This window comes from Tenacibaculum sp. Cn5-46, from assembly GCF_022347705.1.
GTDB lineage: Bacteria > Bacteroidota > Bacteroidia > Flavobacteriales > Flavobacteriaceae > Polaribacter > Polaribacter aiptasiae.
Genome location: NZ_JAKRGD010000003.1, coordinates 37,461 through 56,296, shown reverse-complemented (window position 1 = coordinate 56,296; position 18,836 = coordinate 37,461). Strand labels below are relative to the sequence as shown.

Below are 18,836 nucleotides of genomic sequence, written 5' to 3'. Positions count from 1 at the left end.
TTTGGTCTCGAGATTTTATTTTTTTATGATTTATTTAAAAGATTTTTGGCTTGACCTTTCCAGTCATCTCTAACAATCCTACCAGGGAAAAACTGAATCAAATCGGTAACAGTTTCTATATCTTCCAAAGTTAAATTAGTGATTTGTTTGTAGGTGTAAATTCCAATACTGTTAAGTTTGGTTTCAATAAAGGTACCCACACCTTTAATTTGTGTTAAATCGTCTTTTTCGTCTTCTGAAGCTTCGCCAATAGCTTTTAAGTTAAGCTGTTTAGGTTGTTTTATTTCTATACCACCACGTTCAACCGTTTTCTTTGCTCTTATGGTAGATTGCATTTCGTCTCTTAACTCTGAAATGGTTTGAGTACTTTCTGTTAGTTCTGATTCATATTTGTTTTTATAGTAAAACCAAGAAAATATGTAGCCTATTAAAAAGGCACCAAGCATCCAAAAGAATAGTTCTAAAAGATGCATTGTTTGATTAGTGATAAATAAAGTCATTTTTAACGGGGAGTTAGTTGATTAAAATTTCAATTCTTCTGTTTTTAGCTCTGCCTTCTCTAGTGCTATTATCAGCAATAGGAGCAGTTTCTCCTTTAGAAGTAGAATTGATTATTGTTTTATCGATACCTTGTTTAACAAAGTAATCAGAAACGTTTTTGGCACGTTCTAAGCCAATCCAATTATTAGCTTCTTCTTCACCAAAATTGTCGGTGTGACCAATAATTGTGATTTTTTTATTTGGGTGTTTAAGTAAGTAGTTTTTTACCTCTTTTGTGTAAGAATATAAGGTTCTGTCTGGCTTAAAAGAATTATTACCAAAATAAGAGTATAGTGTCTTGTTGGTTATCTCTTTTTCTATGTTTGCTATTTTGTTGCTAGGCATAGTGTTAAAAGCGATAGTAATTCCTTCTGCATAAAAACCTTCTGGGTCATATTCATATTCGTCAACGATACTTTCAATATTAATTCTTTTTGGATTAACTCCATACTGAACAAGTTTCTTCTTTAAATATAAGGCTCTCTCGTTTCCAAAATTAGAATTATTGTTAAGTAATTCGTTTTTTAAATAAGTTGCTTTAATTGTAATTTCTTTTAGAGGATTGTTATTTAAGAAATTAAAGATTGAATCTTTGAAGTAGTAAAATTTTTTAGGAAAAAGAACTCGAATATTATGAGAGCTAGTGATAAACTTATCATTGAAAGGAAGTGTCGAAATTACCTTTTTTAGAGGTTCTTTCTGCTTTTCTTGATGAATTTGAGTTGTGTCTTTCTCTTTATTCTGGGAAGTTGTGGTTTTATTAGTAACAAGAGGTTTTTTCTCTATTTTTACGTTATTCGCAACATTTTCTTCTACATTATCATTTAAAGTATGATTATGTATTAATAAGGCTGTTGTAGCCCAACACAGAAATAAGAGAAAAGCTTTTAAAAAGTTTCTCATAGTTTTAAGGGGATAGTTAATTAACCCTATAAATGTATAAAAAACTTTTTAACAAATGAAATAAGAGGTATTTCTATGTAAAAGAGAAAGTTATTTCTTAGCTTTTTCTACTAATTCTAACTGTTCAATTTTAGCTTTTGTAGTAAATAAACCGTAATTGATAAAAACATTTTTCTTTTCAATTTTATCAATTGTTCCTACCGAATTTCCGTCTGTCAAACGTACTCTGTCATTCACTTTAAAAACATAAGCTGCTTTTTCTTTAGCAACTTTTTCAGCTATTTTTTTCTTTTCTTCTCTAACTTTTACAACCTTTTGTAAAACTTCTTTCTCTACTTTAGTAATAATTTCTTTTTGCTTTTTAACAAGCTCTAAATCCTTTTTCTTTTCTTGTTTTGTTTTCTTTTTAGGAGGATTTTTCTTTATGTGCTTTGTTTTTTCAGCCATTACCCATTTAAAAAAGTTAGCAGAAAGTTCTTTTTTGTTGTTGGTTTGGAAGTACTTATTTAAAAGTTCGTTAATCTTTCTTCCAAGAGAAAGCATTCGTTGGTTGTTATCATATAATTCTTGAAAACCAGAAAGTTTATCTTGTAACTTTTGTTCTTTTTCTTGTAGGCTTTCAATATGTTCTTTTCCTTTTGTTTTTTGTTTTACTAAGCTATCTGAAGTTTTTTGTAAACGATTACGTTCTTTTTGAAGTTTTGAAATGGTTTTATCTAAACGAACTTTCTCAGTTTCAACACGCTTTTTTGCTCGATTAATTAAACTAAAAGGAATTCCATTTTTTTGAGCAACTTCAAAAGTAAAAGAACTACCAGCTTGTCCTATAAACAGTTTGTAAAGCGGTTCTAAAGTACGTTCGTCAAATTGCATGTTAGCATTAGTAACATTGTCTAATTCGTTGGCTAATACCTTCAAATTAGCATAGTGAGTGGTGATAATACCAAAAGCTTTATTCTCATAAAATTCTTCTAAGAAAATTTCAGCCAAAGCACCACCTAACTCAGGATCAGATCCAGTACCAAATTCATCAATTAAAAATAAAGTGTTGTCGTTACATTTTTTTAAAAAATAACGCATGTTTTTTAATCGATAGCTATATGTACTTAATTGGTTTTCTATAGATTGATTATCACCAATATCAGTTAATATAGTATTAAAAAGAGTTGTTTCACTTCGTTCATGTACAGGGATTAATAATCCACTTTGTAACATAAGTTGAAGAAGTCCAATTGTTTTTAATGTGATACTTTTTCCACCAGCATTCGGACCAGAAATAACAATTATTTGTTGTTTTTCGTCTAGCCTAATGGTTTGTGAAATAGTTTTAATGTTTTGTTCATTATTTTTCTTCCATAAAACAGGGTGAAAAGCATCTTTTAAAAATACTTTTTTCTCTTTCGTAATTTTTGGAAGTAAACCATTAATACTATGTGCATATTTAGCTTTAGAAGCCACCACATCTAAATGAGTTAGAAAGTCTACATACTCGTTTAGTAAAGAAGTATAAGGACGAATTTCGTCTGCTAAAGCTCTTAATATTTTTACAATTTCTTGTTTCTCTTCGTATACTAAATTTTGTAGCTCTCTACTATAAGCTAAAGTGGCTTGTGGAGCAATATAAACGATGCTTCCTGATTTAGATGAACCTAGTAAACTTCCTTTAACTTTTCTACGATGCATAGCAGTAACCGCTAAAACACGTTGGTTGTCAATAATTGTTTCTTTAATATCGTCTAAATAACCACTGGTCAAGTTTCTACTTAGCGCTCTAGAAAAACTTTCTGAAATTTTTCCACGAACACTATTAATATCTTTTCTTATTTGTTTTAAAACAGGTGAGGCGTTATCTGCGACTTCACCATAAGAAGTAATTATTTTTTTGATACTGTCGGAAACAAAAGTAGTAAACTCAATATTTTCACTTAAAGTAAAAAGAGTAGGGTAGTAGGTTTCAAATTTTTTTAGAAACTTTTTTTGTTCGTTTACAGTATCAGAAACTGTTGCTACTTTTAAAAAAGCTTCTGTTTCTAAAAAACTGTTTTCTATAGCTAAACGTTTGGTTTCTTCAGTAATATCTTCAAAATAATGATTTGGAACCCTATTTTCATTTTCAAAAGAAGAAAGATATTCATTTACAAGGTTTAGTTCGAAAAATAATTTTCTTTTATTTGAAATAGGCTGTATTTGTAAGGTTTTTTCCTTACCTAAATTTGAAATACTGTATTCCGCAACTTGTTCTAAAACTGTTGTAAATTCTAAATCTTGAAGTGTCTTTTCTGAAATATTTTTAGCCAAAATAGTATATTTGAAACCAAAGCAAAAATAGGAAAGAATGCAAGTAAAAATAGCAGATAGTTGGAAAAATATTTTACAGTCTGAATTTGAAAAAGATTATTTCAAAAACTTAACATCGTTTGTTAAGAACGAATACAGTACAAGAGTATGTTATCCTAAAGGTTCAGAAGTTTTTGCTGCATTTGATGCTTGTTCATTGGATGATTTGAAAGTTGTTATCTTAGGACAAGATCCTTATCATGGAAAAGGACAAGCAAATGGTTTGTGTTTTTCGGTACATGATCAAATTCAGCATCCACCATCATTAATTAATATATTTAAAGAAATTGAAACTGACTTAAGAATTCCTTATCCTAAATCAGGTGATTTATCTCGTTGGGCAAAGCAAGGTGTTTTATTGTTGAATGCTACTTTGACAGTAAGAGAATCAGAAGCTGGAAGTCATCAAAAACAAGGATGGGAAGAGTTTACAGATGCAGTAATTAGAAAAGTTTCTGACGAGAAAAAAGATGTGGTTTTTTTACTTTGGGGAGGTTTTGCTAAAAAGAAGGTGAAGTTAATTGATACTAAAAAACATCATGTGTTAACATCAGGACATCCTTCCCCTTTAAGTGCAAATAGAGGTTATTGGTTTGGAAATAAACATTTTTCTAAAACGAATGACATTTTAAAAGATTTAAATTTAGTTACTATACAATGGTAATTTGTGGTAAAATTGTTTGATTGTAATAAGGTAAAATTAAGGCTTCAAGAATATCTTCTGTAACATCTGGATAATTTACTTCTACAATTTTTTTAGAATTTACCCATTTAGATATTTTTGGTAATTGTTTTTTATTGAATTTTTTCAATACAGGTACTCCAATTTGTTTTAATGCTAAGGCATTACATTGTTGTTCGTATTGGTTTTTCATTGGGATAACAAGTAGCTTTTTTCTTAAAAATAAAGCCTCTGCTGGAGTTTCAAAACCCGCGCCACAAATAACTCCTTTAGAAGAGCTAATGCTTTTTATAAAGTCGTTTCCGTTAATGGGTTTTATAATAATATTATTTTTAAAAATGTGTTTTTTAGTGTGTTTAGAAAACACTTCCCATTTAACGTCTTCTATTTGAGATAATACTTTTATAATTTTTTTATCTCCATATGCTGGAAGATAAACTGTATAATGACCTTTCTTAGTTACGTTGCTATATCTTATTTTTTTTCGAATTATAGGAGGGAAGGTAGCTGACGAGTATGTGCTAAAATGAAAACCAAATTTTACTTTAGCCGGAGCATAGTATTTTAAAATTAATCGTTCAAATCTATATGTTCCATATTTAGGTGCGTTTTTGTCTAATACTGCATTTTGATGACTTAAGGATATGATTGGAATGTTTTTAAATATTGCAGCCCAAGCTGTAACAGGTTCAAAATCATTGATTACTAAATCATAGTTATCTAAAGGGACAGATTTAATTTCTGAATATAGGCTTTTAAACTTAGCTTTTTTTAAAGTGTTCCAGAAATCAATACCACCTTTTTTTCCGAATATAAAACTCAATCCGTAGTATTTATATTTTACTTCAAAAGGAAGTTGAAGTTCACATTGGTAGCCACTAATTAGGATATCTACATCTGCTTTTTGTTGTAAATATGGAATTATTTCTATTGCTCTACTAGCATGTCCGTTACCTGTTCCTTGAAAAGCGTATAAAATTTTCATAATTACCTCTTAGTGTTTTTCAATGTTGAATTCTTTTAAAAGTTCTTCAAACAACATACTGTTGCTACTTTCAGAAGCAATAAATTCAGCGTCGTTTACTTGTAGATTCATATGTTGGTTTTGTACAAGCTCATCTTTTTCATATTCATATAATGACCAGGATTTATTATGATATTCTAAAGCAGATAAATTTTCTATCCAGTCGCCAGAGTTTAAATATGTTGTGTAGCCATTTTCGTTTTCAATGTGTTTAATTTCTGGGTGGTGAATATGTCCACAAATAACATAATCATATCCTTTAGAAATGGCTATGTCTGAAGCTGTTTCTTCAAAATTATTTATGAATTTTACAGCGCTTTTAACACTGTTTTTTATTTTTTTTGAAAAAGACAACCTGCCGTATCCTAATTGTTTGCTAAACCAATTAACAGCAGTATTTATAATGATTAAGGTATCGTAACCAATGCTACCTAATTTTGCTAACCATTTTGAGTGCTGCATTGTTACATCAAAAACATCTCCATGGAAAAACCATCCTTTTTTGCCGTCAAGATCTAAAACTACTTTATTAACTATTTCAAAGCTTCCAAGTCTAAAACCTTTAAACTTTCGAAGCATTTCATCGTGGTTTCCTGTAATGTAGTAAACTTTAGTACCTGAAGTTATAAAAGACATTAATTGTTTTATAATCTTCATGTGTGGTTTAGGAAAATAACGCTTTTTAAATTGCCAAATGTCTATGATGTCTCCATTTAAGATTAGAATCTTAGGGGTGATTGTTTTTAAATAATTATGAAGTTCGGTAGCTCTACAACCATAAGTACCTAAATGAACATCGGAAATAACAACAACATCTAGTTTACGTTTTTTATTTTTCTTCATTCTGAAATGTACTATTGCGTTTAAACAAATGTACTTTTCAAATGTTTTTGAATGTTAAACTAATTGTAAAGTGTTGGTAATTAGAAAGTAATTAATCTGTAATGAGAAAGTTATGTAAAAGTAAAAAGCTCGGAATGTCCGAGCTTTTTTATAGTGTGTTCTAAAAATATTATCTGTTATGTAATACCCAAGTTCCTTGTTCTAGTAAAGGAAGTGCTTGTTTATACTTTACTTCTTTCTCTTCACCAGTCATTACATTTTTGATAGTAACTCTTTCGTTTCTACCGATTTTTGGTTGCTCACGAACAATAGTTTCTACAACTTGTTGCTCTTGAGTTTGCTGATTTCTAGCTCTACTCATTGCTTGTTGAGTTGAGTTTTGAACTTCATCTTTACGAGTATCTAATTGCTCACGTTTTTGTTCACGAGCTTCAGATACTTGTGATGCATCTTGACTTGGTAATTGACCTTTGAATAAGAAAGATAATACTTCTTTATTTACTTTATCTATAGTTTCTTGGAATAACTCAAAAGCTTCAAACTTATAAACTAATAATGGGTCTTTTTGCTCATACGTAGCATTTTGAACAGTTTGTTTTAACTCGTCCATTTTACGTAAATGATCTTTCCAGTTTTCATCTATAATTGATAAAGTAATGTTCTTTTCAAAATCGTTTACTAATGATTTTCCTTCAGACTCGTATGCTTCTTTTAAGTTAGTAACTACTTGTAATGTTTTAGTACCATCCGTAAAAGGAACTACAATACGTTCGTAACGATCACCTTCAGTTTCAAAAACATTTTTAATTACAGGGAAAGCATTGTGTGCGTGTCTTTCAGTATCATTTTTATAATGATCAGAAACAATAACGTATAACTTATCTGTTAATTCTTGTTCTGATAATTTATTAAACTCTTCTTCAGAGAAAGGAGAAGTCATTGATGAAAAACGAATTAATTCAAACTCAAAGTTTTGATAATCGCTATTCATTTTGTTTTGTTTTACAATTGAATCGCAAGTATCATAAATCATGTTTGCAATATCAATCTGTAAGCGTTGTCCATCTAATGCATGACGACGACGTTTATAAACAAATTCACGTTGAGCATTCATAATATCATCATATTCTAATAAACGTTTACGAATACCAAAGTTATTTTCTTCTACTTTCTTTTGTGCTCTTTCAATAGATTTGGTGATCATAGAATGTTGAATTACTTCACCTTCTTTTAATCCCATTCTATCCATCATTTTAGCAATTCTATCAGAACCAAATAAACGCATTAAGTTATCGTCTAAGGCAACATAGAATTGAGAAGAACCAACGTCTCCTTGACGTCCTGCACGACCACGTAACTGACGGTCAACACGACGAGAATCATGGCGTTCTGTACCAATAATAGCTAAACCTCCAGCTGCTTTTACTTCGTCTGATAATTTAATATCTGTACCACGACCAGCCATGTTAGTTGCAATTGTTACAACTCCTGGTTTACCAGCTTCAGCAACTACATCTGCTTCACGTTTGTGTAATTTTGCATTTAATATATTGTGAGGAATCTTACGCATTTGTAACATTCTACCTAATAATTCTGAAATTTCTACTGATGTTGTTCCAATTAAAACTGGACGTCCTTGTTTAGATAATCCAACAACATCTTCAATTACAGCATTGTATTTTTCTCTCGTTGTTTTGTAAACTAAATCTTGTTTATCATCACGAGCAATTGGTTTATTAGTAGGGATTTCAACTACATCTAATTTATAGATTTCCCAGAACTCACCAGCTTCCGTAATTGCTGTACCTGTCATTCCAGATAACTTACGGTACATTCTGAAATAGTTTTGTAGTGTAACAGTAGCAAAAGTTTGAGTAGCATCTTCAATTTTTACATTTTCTTTTGCTTCAATTGCTTGGTGTAATCCATCTGAGTAACGACGACCGTCCATAATACGACCTGTTTGCTCATCTACAATCATTACCTTGTTATCCATAACTACATATTCAACATCTTTTTCAAAAACAGTATATGCTTTTAAAAGTTGATTCATAGTATGAATACGCTCACTCTTTACACTAAAATCTCTGTATAATTCTTCTTTTTGGTTTGCTTTTTCTTCTGGAGTAACATCACTATTGTCAATTTCTCCAACTTTTACACTAATATCAGGTAAAACAAAGAAAGTATTGTTTTGAGTTTTTTCTGATAAGTGAGCAATACCTTTATCGGTTAAATCAATTTGATTGTTTTTTTCTTCAACAGTAAACCATAACTCAGCATCTACTTCTGGCATTAGTTTATTGTTATCTTGCATGTAGAAGTTTTCTGTCTTTTGAAGGATTTGTTTAATTCCTTCTTGAGATAAGAACTTGATTAAAGCTTTGTTTTTTGGTAAACCTCTGTAAACTCTTAATAATAAGAATCCTCCTTCTTTAGTATCACCTTCTTTTAATAAAGCTTTAGCTTCAGCTAATACACCAACTAAATACTTGTTTTGAAGAGAAACTAAATCGGCAACTAAAGGTTTTAATTCGTTAAATTCATGACGATCTCCTTGAGGAACTGGTCCAGAAATAATTAAAGGAGTACGAGCATCATCAACTAAAACAGAGTCAACTTCATCAATAATTGCATAGTTAGGAGCTCTTTGAACTAAATCTTCTTTAGAGCTAGCCATATTATCACGTAAATAATCGAACCCAAATTCGTTATTTGTACCATAAGTGATGTCTGCGTTATATGCTTTTCTACGAGCTTCAGAATTTGGTTGGTGGAAATCAATACAGTCTGTAGATAATCCATGGAACTCAAATATAGGAGCCATCCAAGCACGGTCACGTTTGGCTAAGTAGTCATTTACAGTTACTACGTGAACTCCGTTACCCGTTAAAGCGTTTAAGTATACTGGTAGGGTAGATACTAATGTTTTTCCTTCCCCAGTCATCATTTCTGCAATTTTACCTTGGTGTAAAACAGAACCACCGATTAATTGCACATCATAATGAATCATATCCCAAGTAACTTCTTTACCAGCTGCATCCCATGAATTAGCCCAGTAAGCTTTATCGTCTTCTAGACTTACGTGCTCTCTAGTTGCAGATAATTCTCTATCAAAAGCAGTTGCAGTAACTTCTAGTTCTTCATTTTTAGTAAAACGTCTAGCTGTTTCTTTTACAAGCGCAAAAGCTTCAGGCATGATGTCTAATAATACAGCTTCTGAAGCTTCATAAGCTTCGTCTTTTAATTTGTCAATTTCTGCATAAATTTCTTCTTGACGATCAATGTCTGCATTTAAAGCTTCTTCTTCCAAGGTAGCTATAGAATCGTTGAATGATTTAGTAGCTTCCTTTATTTTAGATTTAAATTCGATTGTTTTAGCCCGAAGGTCATCATTAGATAAATTGTTTAATGAACTCTCAAAAGATCGTACTTTTTCAACGATCGGTTGTAGAGACTTTAAGTCTTTTTGTTGTTTATCACCAACAAATAGTTTTAGAATCGAATTTAAAACGCTCATTTGTAAAATATTGTTTTATAATAGATTAAATATGTTTTTAATCTACTGCTGTATGTTTATAATTTATGTGCTTAAAAGTAAGCAAAAAAAAAGCCTCTAATAGAGACTTTTTATGGTTGTATTTTTAGTATTCGTCTTCGTTCCAAAGATAATCTTCTTCAGTCGGATAATCTGGCCAAATTTCAATTATAGAATCGTATGCCTCACCTTCATCTTCAATATCCTGTAAATTTTCTACCACTTCTAAGGGTGCTCCTGTACGAATAGCGTAATCGATTAATTCGTCTTTAGTTGCAGGCCAAGGTGCATCTGCTAAATATGATGCTAGTTCAAGTGTCCAATACATTTCTTTATCTGTTTATTAAGATTTTCGCAAAAATAATTTTTTTTTGTAAAAAGTCAAGTTTTTTTTAAAAAATGTTATATCAATAAAAAAAGAACTTAGTTAAAATTTTTCCGGAATCCATTTAATTTCTTCCGCTTTTAAATCTTGGGTCAACTTTCGTGCCAGTACAAAAAGATAGTCAGAAAGTCTGTTTAAATACATTAAAATACTGTCATTAATGGTTTCTTCTTCGTTTAGAGCTACTGATAAGCGCTCGGCTCTACGACATACACATCGTGCTATGTGACAAAATGACACAGTTTGATGCCCTCCAGGTAAAATGAAATGAGTCATTTGAGGTAACGTTTTATTCATTAAATCAATTTCATTTTCTAAAAACTGGATAGAATCATTAGAGATTTTATAAATATTTAATCGTTCTTTTCCACTTTTTAAAGTTTCTTTTTCTGGAGGTGTAGCTAACATAGCTCCTAAAGTAAATAAATCACTTTGGATTTTATTAAGTGTACTTTTTGATAATGTATCTATATCTTGATCTCTTATTAATCCAATGTAAGAATTAAGTTCGTCTACGGTACCATAACTTTCTATTCTTAAATGGTGTTTAGGAACTCGAGTTCCTCCAAAAAGAGAAGTAGAACCTTTGTCGCCTGTTTTAGTGTATATTTTCATTAATTATTTTTTAATATTCGTGTTCGTATTTATTTAACTTTTCCATAATATATTCTGGACAACGAATTGGCTTTTTTGTTTTCATATCAATAAAAGCCAAAATAGTATTACCTGTACATATTAACTCACCTTTTTGATTCGTGATTTCATAGTCAAATTCTATTTTGATAGAAGGTGTTTTTTTGATAAATGTACTAATAGTTAATTCATCATCATATAAGGCTGATTTTTTAAATTTACAAGATAATGAAATTACTGGAAGCATCACACCTGTTTTTTCCATATATTTGTATGTAACGCCTAAAGAGCGTAGCCACTCGGTTCGGCCAATTTCAAAAAATTGCGCATAATTACCATGGTAAACAACGCCCATTTGATCGGTTTCTGCATATCGTACTCGAACCGAAGTTTTATGTTTTTTCAAAATGTTTTTTGTATTTTAATTATAAATAACGTTACGGAAAAAATAATTAAAAATCAATAGCAATTTGATTTTTTTATACTGAATTTTATTCACACTTTTGTTCAGCCAGACGGAGAGTCTGGAGTCCCCAATAGATCTGAATAAAAATTTAACAACTTTAAAATAGTTTTTAACTCAAATGACAAAAACTGCTGATTCAGTTTGGATGGAATGTTTATCTTTTATAAAAGATAATATTAAACCCCAAGCATACAAAACTTGGTTCGAACCTATTAAGCCTATAAAATTGGCTGGGGAAGCGCTTACGGTACAAGTGCCAAGTAAATTTTTTTATGAATGGTTAGAGGAACATTATATTAAGTTATTAAGAGTTGCTCTAGTTCGTGAATTAGGAAATGATGCCAAACTGATTTATGATGTTCGTATGGAAAATACGTACAGTAGTAATAGTCCACAAACAGTTAAAATTCCAAGTTCTAATCGTAACCCATTGAAACCTCAAAAGGTAACAATGCCGTTAGAGTCTAAAAGAGAATTAAAGAATCCTTTTATAATTCCTGGATTACAAAAAGTTAAGATAGAATCTCAATTAAATCCAAACTATAATTTTGCAAATTTTGTAGAGGGTGATTCTAATAGGTTAGCTCGTTCTGCCAGTATGGCAGTTGCTAATAAACCTGGAGGAACTTCATTTAATCCATTATTAATATATGGTGGAGTTGGTTTAGGTAAAACGCATTTAGGTCACGCTATTGGTGTTGAAATAAAAGATAAATACCCAGATAAAACAGTTTTATATATTTCTTCTGAGAAATTTACACAACAGTTTATCGATTCGGTAAAATCAAATACTAGAAATGATTTTATTCATTTCTATCAAATGATTGATGTATTAATTATTGATGATGTGCAATTCCTTTCAGGAAAAGCAGGGACACAGGATGTGTTTTTCCATATATTCAATCATTTACATCAAAATGGTAAACAGGTAATTTTAACTTCTGATAAAGCGCCTGTTGATATGCAAGATATTGAGCAGCGATTATTATCTCGTTTCAAATGGGGGTTATCAGCTGAACTTCAATCTCCAGATTTTGAAACTCGTATTTCTATACTTCAGAATAAGTTATATAGAGATGGAGTAGAAATGCCTGAAGAAATAGTTGAATATATTGCAAAGAATATTAAATCGAATGTTCGTGAATTAGAAGGTGTTATTATTTCTATGATTGCACAAGCGTCTTTTAATAGAAAAGAATTTACAATTGAGTTAGCGAAACAAATTGTAGATAAGTTTGTAAAGAATACTAAGAAAGAGCTTTCTATAGATTATATCCAAAAAGTAGTATCTAAATATTTTGATATGGATGTTGCTACTTTACAATCCAAAACACGTAAAAGACATATAGTTCAAGCGCGTCAATTAGCAATGTATTTTGCAAAGCGTATGACTAAGTCTTCTTTAGCTAGTATTGGAAGTCAAATAGGGAAGAGAGATCACGCTACTGTATTACATGCTTGTAAAACAGTTGATAACTTAACTGAGACGGATAAACAGTTTAAGAAATACGTAGAAGATTTAAGAAAGAAATTAACTTTGTAATACGATTTTATGAAAAAAATACTGATGGTTTGTTTAGGGAATATTTGTCGTTCTCCTTTAGCCGAAGGTATTTTACAATCTAAATTATCGTCACAATCATTTTTTGTTGATTCTGCTGGTACTGCTGGATATCATGTAGGCGAGTTACCTGATAGAAGATCAATTGAAGTAGCAAAGAAATATGGTATTGATATTACCAATCAACGATCGAGAAAGTTTGTTAAATCAGACTTTAAAGATTTTGATTTAATCTACGCTATGGATGAGAGTAATTATAATAACATCGTTTCTATGACTGATGATTATAATGAAGTTCAGAAAGTAAAAATGATTATGAATGAGTTATATCCTAATGAGAATAGGAGTGTGCCTGATCCATACTACGGAGGAGATCAAGGCTTTGAAAATGTATATAGAATGTTAGATGAAGCATGTAGTATTGTTGCATCAAAATTAGAGAAATAATGAAAGGGAAGTTATACTTAATTCCTACTACATTAGGAGATACGGAGCCTTTAGAGGTAATGCCTTTATCAGTAAAAAAAATAATTGAACATCTTGATTATTTTATTGTTGAAAATGAAAAATCAGCAAGAAGATTTGTAAAAAGAATTACGCCTACAAAAGCTCAGTCTTCATTACAACTAATGTTATTAGATAAGTATTCTGATGATTTTGAAACACAAAATTATTTAGATATTTGTGATAAGGGAGTTTCTATAGGGTTGTTGTCTGAAGCAGGAGTTCCTGCTGTTGCTGATCCTGGAGCTACAATTGTAAAATTAGCACATGAAAAAGGAGTGCAAGTAGTACCATTGGTAGGACCTTCATCTATTTTATTAGCAATGATGGGGTCTGGAATGAATGGACAAAATTTTGCTTTTAATGGATATTTGCCTATAGACAAATCAGATAGAAAGAGAGCGATTAAAGATTTAGAGAAGCTTTCTAGGGATAAAAATCAATCTCAAATTTTTATTGAAACGCCTTATAGAAATGAAAAAATGTTAGACGATTTACGTGCTACCTTATCGCCAGATACTCGTATTTGTGTGGCTTGTGATATAACATTACCATCTGAATATATTAAAACTCATACGGCAAAACAATGGAAAAATATAAAACCAGATTTACACAAACGACCTACGATATTTATAATTCATAAATAAAAAAAAGACATCTTATAAAGATGTCTTTTTTTATAACATTAATTAATTTTGGTTTATACAGTGGGCTTTTTATTTGCTGTAATGTTTGAAACATCATAACCAGCAAACTTCTTCATATACGATTGTATAGAAGTACCAAATGCATCATTGAATTGAAACACTCCATTTGAGCGTAAATACTTTTTAACATTACCTGCACCACTTAAATGTGCTGCGGCTAAAATACCAGACTCGGTTATTTTTACACCATTAATAGTTTTTCCGACACTTCTTCTAATGTCTTTTCTAAGAATCCATTTGTTTACTTTACAGTAAGCTATAAAAGCTTTCTCTTGTAATTCTGGATTTTTTAAAAACTGATTAGTGTTGTAGATTCTAAACCTTTTTAAGGTTTCTTTTCCGAATTGATACTTACCTAAGTAACCAAGCTTATTAATAACTCGGTACCTTCCTTGAGATTCTTTAAAAGCTAATGCTTCTTTAAAACCAACAAAATCTTTTAATAAAAAAGGTATGTTAACACCAGTAGTTCGATATTCGACTATTGGTGTAGTAGTGGTAGTAATCTCTTTTTCTTTTTTTTCCCCTGGTGTTGTAAAACTAGCAAATAATACAAAACCGATAAAAACAAATATTAAATATCTGATAATTAGTTACTTTCTGTTCAGCGGTGCAAATATACAACTATTTCTTGTAACTAATTATATTTCAGTGCGTTAGGTGTTTTTATGGATTATCAAAACAAAAATATTTCTGTTTTATTTATGTGAATAAAATAAGAAAAAACCTGTTTTGTTGATTTATCTTTAGAATTTAAGATTTTTTTGTGAAAATAATTTTTTGTTAAAATTATCGTCTTATACCTCTTTGACTAATCCATTTTTGATACTTAGCAGCGTTTCTGTTGTGTTGTGCTAATGACTTTGCAAAATCGTGAAAACCAATTTTTTCTGTACTTGCACACATGTAATAATAATTGTGTTTTTTATAGTTTAAAACAGCATCTATAGAAGAAACATCAGGCATTGCAATTAAAGACGGTGGAAGTCCTGTATGCATATAAGTATTGTAGGGAGATTTTATTTCTTTGTCTTTATTTAATACACGTTTTACAACAAAATCCTGACCTTTTAATTGCTTTATAGCGTATATAAGAGTAGGGTCGGCTTGTAATGGCCAATTATCTTTTAATCGATTAAGGTACAATCCAGCTACAATAGGACGCTCACTTTTTTGAGCTGTTTCCTTTTGTACAATTGAAGCAAGTGCTATAACTTCACTTTTAGTTAAGTTTAGTTTTTTAGCTTTATCTAGTCTTGATTGGTTCCAGAAACGTTTGTATTCACGGAACATTTTATCACGAAACTTATTTGCCGAAGTATTCCAGTAAAATTGATAGCTATTTGGAATGTAGATTTCTAAAGCAGTTTGTTTGTTGAATCCGTTTTTAGCTAAGAACGTTTCATCTGTCATAGCCTGTAACAAAGAAATAGAATCGGTTTCAATTTGCTGCGCAATTCTTCCAGATAATTTTTCTAAAGTATCTTGATTGTTGAAAGAAACTTTTACAGGAGTTTGATTACCACTTCTTAATAAGTTTACAACATCATTCATGTTCATTCCTTTTTTAAGAATGTATTTACCGCCTTTAGGTTTGGTAAACTTTTTCTTTTCGGCAACCCAAATAAAGTTTTCAGGTTTATTAATGTATTCGGTCAAAAGCTTTTTTACATCCATTAGGTGGTAGTTGGAACCAATATAAATGGCTCCATCTTTTTTTACTGCGTTTCCAAATATTTTTTGGTAAAAGTTAAAACCAATAATTCCACCAACTACAAATAAGATGGCAATTGCTCCGTATATTATTTTTTTATTCATTGATTAATTGAAATAAAATTTCGTCTTTATAAATTCCTTTGTTTAAAATCCAATCTTTTTTGATACCAATTTTCTGAAAGTTATGTTTCGAAAAAAGAGCTATACTGTTAGTGTTATCAAATGTAATATTAGCATACAATTGATGTAGTTGCAAATGTGTAAAACTATAATTAATTAAAAGTTGAAGAGCTTCTGAAGCAAATCCGTTTTTTTGAAAGTCAGGGTGAATCAAGATACCTATTCCTGCTCTTTTGTGTAAAGGATTAAAATCAAAAAGATCAATCATTCCCATAGGTTTTAGTGAAGCTTGATCTTCAATAACTAAACGTAGTTGTTTTGCTTCAAAAATATCTAAATGAGCATTTTCTAAATATTGTTTTAAAAGGTATTTAGAAAACGGTGCTTGTGTATGACTCACTTCCCAAAAAGTTTCATTGTTTTCAATTTGAAACAAAAACTCCAAATCTTCAGGCTCAAGAGCTCTTAAGTTTATATGTGTACCTTTTAAAGTATTCATTATAATTCTATTTCACCTTTGAATACACAAACAGCTGGTCCTTCTAAAAATATATTAGAATAATTACCATTGTTTTCTTCAAAATGAACTTTTAATAAACCACCTTCAACAGGAAGGTTAATTGAGGTTTCAGTTGTTTTTTTAGTAGCATGCATAGCAATAGCAACAGCAGTAACGCCAGTACCACAAGCTAAGGTTTCGTCTTCCACACCTTTTTCATAGGTTCTAACTCTAAAAGTATCGGTGGTAAGTTGTTCAACAAAATTAACATTACTACCAGTTTCACCATATATATTATAACGAATGTCTTTCCCTTTTTCAAAAACAGGAAAGTTATCTAAGTCATCTACTATTTCTACATGATGTTGAGTACCAGTGTTCGCAAATGTATAGGTGTCTTTTATGATAACTTCATTAACATCTATCATATGAAGTGAAACCAGTCCATTATTTATTTCAGCATAGTGCTTACCATCAAAAGCAGTAAAAGTTGTTTTAGAATCAATAATGTTTAACTGTTTTGCAAAAGCAACGGCACATCTTCCACCATTACCACACATTGTTTCACTACCATCGGCATTAAAATAAATCATTCTAAAATCTGTAGTAGTATCATTTTCTAAAAGAATCACACCATCTGCACCAATTCCAAAATGTCTGTCACATAATTTAGTAATAATGTCAACGTTATTTTTTGGAAAGGTTTTTGTTCTATTATCGACTATAATAAAGTCATTTCCTGTTCCTTGATATTTGTAAAATGTCATCTTCATACGAGGCAAAGATACATATTTTCTTTGTTGAGCGGCAGTGTTAAATAGCGGTTAAAATCAGTTAAAAAGAAGTTAAACAGATTTGGCGAAAATGTTAAAATAGTATATTTGAGATATTAAATTTTGTAAGAATATGAAAAAAGTATTTAGAACCTTAGGGATAGCGTTTTTTGGTGGAGTTGTTGCACTTGCAGGATATAAAATAGCCATTGAGAAACCTCAAGTAATAGTTGAAAAAACTGTAGAACCAACTTTACAAACAGTAAAAGCGAGTTATACACCAACCGTAATTAATTCATCGTCTAAACCAACTGATTTTACAGAAGCGGCTGAAAAAACGGTAAATGCGGTAGTACACGTAAAAAATACAGCAATTAGAACGCAACAAAATCCATGGGCAGAATTGTTTTATGGAAATGGAAGTGGAACTAAAAAATACCAACAAGTAGGAACAGGAAGTGGAGTAATAATTTCTCCAGATGGATATATTGTAACAAACAATCATGTAATTGAAGGAGCGAGTGAGATTGAAATAACATTAAATAACCGTAAGAAATTAAAGGCTGAATTAGTAGGTGCTGATAAAGATAATGATATTGCTTTATTAAAAGTAGAAACAGATGAGGATTTGCCTAATTTACCATTTGGAAATTCAGATAATGCAAAAATAGGAGAATGGGTATTAGCGGTTGGAAACCCATACAATTTAACATCAACAGTAACAGCTGGAATTGTAAGTGCAAAAGGAAGAGATTTAAAAGGTAATAGAAATGTGGAAGCTTTTATACAAACTGATGCTGCTGTAAATCCAGGAAATAGTGGAGGAGCCTTAGTGAATACAAGAGGAGAATTGGTGGGGATTAACACAGCAATAACTTCTAAAACTGGTTCTTTTATAGGATATTCTTTCGCTGTACCATCTAATATTGCAAAGAAAATAGTAGATGATTTGTTAGAATATGGAATGGTTCAACAAGCATTGATAGGTTTTAGACCTGATGTAGAAAATTCAGAGGAAGTTGAAGGTGTAATTGTAGGAGAAGTGTTTGAAAATGGTGGAGCAAAAAAAGCTGGAATTAATGAAGGAGATATAATAAAAAAAGTGAACGATGTTAAGATATCGAAATTTTCAGATTTGAAAGGTTTATTAACGGCAAAACGTCCAGGAGAATATGTCAATGTAACGGTAGATAGAGGTGGAGAAGAATTAACTAAAGTTGTGAAGTTAACTAAGTTAATTAAATTGCCTGTAAGTAGATATTTAGGAACTGAGTTTGAAGATGTAAACTCTAAAGATAAGAAGAAGTTTGATATTGACGGAGGAGCAAAAATTAAGAGAACACAGAATAGAGACTTTAAAGAATATGGCATAGGAAAAGGCTATATCTTAACAAAAATTAATGGAAAAAAGATTTCTTCAGCCGCTGAAGCAGTTAGAATATTAGATAGTAATACTAATAGAAGATTTCTTATCGAAATGATTAGTCCTTCAGGAGAAATAGAAAGATTTAGGTATTAAGCTTTATATGTTATTAAAATAAACAAAATCTCGTTAAATAATTTTAACGAGATTTTTTATTTATAAACGTTTACGAAATCGTTTGA

17 protein-coding genes are annotated in these 18,836 nt (G+C 30.6%); 5 read left to right on the top strand and 12 right to left on the bottom strand.

Annotated elements, in window-relative coordinates:
• Nucleotides 1–23: 23 nt before the first annotated feature.
• The 3 genes from MHN29_RS06810 to MHN29_RS06800 form a co-directional block, all read right to left on the bottom strand.
• The gene (locus MHN29_RS06810) at nucleotides 24–500 is read right to left on the bottom strand and encodes a hypothetical protein (RefSeq protein ID WP_217701355.1); all 477 of its coding nucleotides are present in this window, start codon (nucleotides 498–500) and stop codon (nucleotides 24–26) included.
• Between the two features lie 13 nt (nucleotides 501–513).
• On the bottom strand, nucleotides 514–1,443 hold the full coding sequence (locus tag MHN29_RS06805; RefSeq protein ID WP_235273785.1) for an OmpA family protein: 930 nt from the start codon (nucleotides 1,441–1,443) through the stop codon (nucleotides 514–516).
• Between the two features lie 90 nt (nucleotides 1,444–1,533).
• Nucleotides 1,534–3,741 (bottom strand): DNA mismatch repair protein MutS, encoded by a 2,208-nt coding sequence (locus MHN29_RS06800; RefSeq protein ID WP_235273784.1) that lies wholly within the window; start codon nucleotides 3,739–3,741, stop codon nucleotides 1,534–1,536.
• Nucleotides 3,742–3,778: 37 nt separating this feature from the next.
• On the opposite strand from MHN29_RS06800, the gene MHN29_RS06795 reads away from it, so the two are divergent.
• Nucleotides 3,779–4,444: a uracil-DNA glycosylase gene (locus tag MHN29_RS06795; RefSeq protein ID WP_235273783.1), complete on the top strand. Its 666-nt coding sequence runs from the start codon at nucleotides 3,779–3,781 to the stop codon at nucleotides 4,442–4,444.
• On the opposite strand, the gene MHN29_RS06790 is transcribed toward MHN29_RS06795, so the two are convergent.
• The 6 genes from MHN29_RS06790 to MHN29_RS06765 all read right to left on the bottom strand — a co-directional run bounded on the left by MHN29_RS06790 (nucleotide 4,431) and on the right by MHN29_RS06765 (nucleotide 11,291).
• Nucleotides 4,431–5,447: a glycosyltransferase family protein gene (locus MHN29_RS06790; protein ID WP_235273782.1), complete on the bottom strand. Its 1,017-nt coding sequence runs from the start codon at nucleotides 5,445–5,447 to the stop codon at nucleotides 4,431–4,433. The two genes, MHN29_RS06795 and MHN29_RS06790, sit on opposite strands and share 14 nt — an antisense overlap.
• 9 nt (nucleotides 5,448–5,456) lie before the next feature.
• On the bottom strand, nucleotides 5,457–6,329 hold the full coding sequence (locus MHN29_RS06785) for a UDP-2,3-diacylglucosamine diphosphatase (protein WP_235273781.1): 873 nt from the start codon (nucleotides 6,327–6,329) through the stop codon (nucleotides 5,457–5,459).
• Nucleotides 6,330–6,498: 169 nt separating this feature from the next.
• Nucleotides 6,499–9,849 carry a preprotein translocase subunit SecA gene (secA, locus tag MHN29_RS06780; RefSeq protein WP_235273780.1) on the bottom strand — a complete coding sequence of 1,117 codons (3,351 nt, stop codon included), beginning with the start codon at nucleotides 9,847–9,849 and terminating at the stop codon, nucleotides 6,499–6,501.
• A 124-nt stretch (nucleotides 9,850–9,973) separates the two neighbouring features.
• Complete coding sequence (locus tag MHN29_RS06775; protein WP_047789198.1) at nucleotides 9,974–10,195, bottom strand: DUF2795 domain-containing protein; 222 nt, start codon at nucleotides 10,193–10,195, stop codon at nucleotides 9,974–9,976.
• 99 nt (nucleotides 10,196–10,294) lie between these two features.
• Entirely contained in the window at nucleotides 10,295–10,867 is a 573-nt protein-coding gene (locus MHN29_RS06770) for a cob(I)yrinic acid a,c-diamide adenosyltransferase (protein ID WP_235273779.1), read from the bottom strand.
• 10 nt (nucleotides 10,868–10,877) lie between these two features.
• Nucleotides 10,878–11,291: a thioesterase family protein gene (locus MHN29_RS06765; protein ID WP_235273778.1), complete on the bottom strand. Its 414-nt coding sequence runs from the start codon at nucleotides 11,289–11,291 to the stop codon at nucleotides 10,878–10,880.
• A 178-nt stretch (nucleotides 11,292–11,469) separates the two neighbouring features.
• Here MHN29_RS06765 and dnaA point away from each other — a divergent pair, with 178 nt between their 5' ends.
• Genes dnaA through MHN29_RS06750 form a run of 3 tightly spaced genes read left to right on the top strand, consistent with a single transcriptional unit; the run spans nucleotide 11,470 to nucleotide 14,063 of the window.
• Nucleotides 11,470–12,894, top strand: coding sequence for a chromosomal replication initiator protein DnaA (gene dnaA / locus MHN29_RS06760; RefSeq protein WP_150898930.1), 1,425 nt, complete (start codon nucleotides 11,470–11,472; stop codon nucleotides 12,892–12,894).
• A gap of 9 nt (nucleotides 12,895–12,903) precedes the next feature.
• The gene (locus tag MHN29_RS06755) at nucleotides 12,904–13,359 is read left to right on the top strand and encodes a low molecular weight protein-tyrosine-phosphatase (protein ID WP_235273777.1); all 456 of its coding nucleotides are present in this window, start codon (nucleotides 12,904–12,906) and stop codon (nucleotides 13,357–13,359) included.
• Nucleotides 13,359–14,063 carry an SAM-dependent methyltransferase gene (locus tag MHN29_RS06750; protein ID WP_235273776.1) on the top strand — a complete coding sequence of 235 codons (705 nt, stop codon included), beginning with the start codon at nucleotides 13,359–13,361 and terminating at the stop codon, nucleotides 14,061–14,063. The genes MHN29_RS06755 and MHN29_RS06750 overlap by 1 nt, the downstream gene beginning before the upstream one ends.
• 849 nt (nucleotides 14,064–14,912) lie before the next feature.
• Here the strand turns inward: MHN29_RS06750 and mltG are convergent.
• From mltG to dapF, 3 genes are read right to left on the bottom strand one after another with little or no spacing between them, the layout of a single operon-like run.
• Nucleotides 14,913–15,941, bottom strand: a complete 1,029-nt coding sequence (gene mltG, locus MHN29_RS06740) for an endolytic transglycosylase MltG (RefSeq protein ID WP_235273775.1) — start codon at nucleotides 15,939–15,941, stop codon at nucleotides 14,913–14,915.
• A complete protein-coding gene (locus MHN29_RS06735; protein ID WP_235273774.1) occupies nucleotides 15,934–16,458 on the bottom strand; it encodes a GNAT family N-acetyltransferase in 525 nt (174 codons plus the stop codon). The genes mltG and MHN29_RS06735 overlap by 8 nt, the downstream gene beginning before the upstream one ends.
• Nucleotides 16,458–17,231 carry a diaminopimelate epimerase gene (gene dapF / locus MHN29_RS06730; RefSeq protein ID WP_235273773.1) on the bottom strand — a complete coding sequence of 258 codons (774 nt, stop codon included), beginning with the start codon at nucleotides 17,229–17,231 and terminating at the stop codon, nucleotides 16,458–16,460. Before dapF ends, MHN29_RS06735 begins: the two co-directional genes overlap by 1 nt.
• Nucleotides 17,232–17,364: 133 nt before the next feature.
• Here dapF and MHN29_RS06725 point away from each other — a divergent pair, with 133 nt between their 5' ends.
• Entirely contained in the window at nucleotides 17,365–18,750 is a 1,386-nt protein-coding gene (locus MHN29_RS06725; RefSeq protein ID WP_235273772.1) for a trypsin-like peptidase domain-containing protein, read from the top strand.
• Nucleotides 18,751–18,836: the final 86 nt, after the last annotated feature.

Bases quoted from the DNA above. Each gene is read 5' to 3' on its own strand.
- MHN29_RS06810 (WP_217701355.1), bottom strand. From the start codon at position 500: ATGACTTTATTTATCACTAATCAAACAATGCATCTTTTAGAACTATTC.
- MHN29_RS06805 (WP_235273785.1), bottom strand. From the start codon at position 1,443: ATGAGAAACTTTTTAAAAGCTTTTCTCTTATTTCTGTGTTGGGCTACA.
- MHN29_RS06795 (WP_235273783.1), top strand. From the start codon at position 3,779: ATGCAAGTAAAAATAGCAGATAGTTGGAAAAATATTTTACAGTCTGAA.
- MHN29_RS06790 (WP_235273782.1), bottom strand. From the start codon at position 5,447: ATGAAAATTTTATACGCTTTTCAAGGAACAGGTAACGGACATGCTAGT.
- MHN29_RS06785 (WP_235273781.1), bottom strand. From the start codon at position 6,329: ATGAAGAAAAATAAAAAACGTAAACTAGATGTTGTTGTTATTTCCGAT.
- secA (WP_235273780.1), bottom strand. From the start codon at position 9,849: ATGAGCGTTTTAAATTCGATTCTAAAACTATTTGTTGGTGATAAACAA.
- MHN29_RS06775 (WP_047789198.1), bottom strand. From the start codon at position 10,195: ATGTATTGGACACTTGAACTAGCATCATATTTAGCAGATGCACCTTGG.
- MHN29_RS06770 (WP_235273779.1), bottom strand. From the start codon at position 10,867: ATGAAAATATACACTAAAACAGGCGACAAAGGTTCTACTTCTCTTTTT.
- dnaA (WP_150898930.1), top strand. From the start codon at position 11,470: ATGACAAAAACTGCTGATTCAGTTTGGATGGAATGTTTATCTTTTATA.
- MHN29_RS06755 (WP_235273777.1), top strand. From the start codon at position 12,904: ATGAAAAAAATACTGATGGTTTGTTTAGGGAATATTTGTCGTTCTCCT.
- MHN29_RS06750 (WP_235273776.1), top strand. From the start codon at position 13,359: ATGAAAGGGAAGTTATACTTAATTCCTACTACATTAGGAGATACGGAG.
- mltG (WP_235273775.1), bottom strand. From the start codon at position 15,941: ATGAATAAAAAAATAATATACGGAGCAATTGCCATCTTATTTGTAGTT.
- MHN29_RS06735 (WP_235273774.1), bottom strand. From the start codon at position 16,458: ATGAATACTTTAAAAGGTACACATATAAACTTAAGAGCTCTTGAGCCT.
- dapF (WP_235273773.1), bottom strand. From the start codon at position 17,231: ATGAAGATGACATTTTACAAATATCAAGGAACAGGAAATGACTTTATT.
- MHN29_RS06725 (WP_235273772.1), top strand. From the start codon at position 17,365: ATGAAAAAAGTATTTAGAACCTTAGGGATAGCGTTTTTTGGTGGAGTT.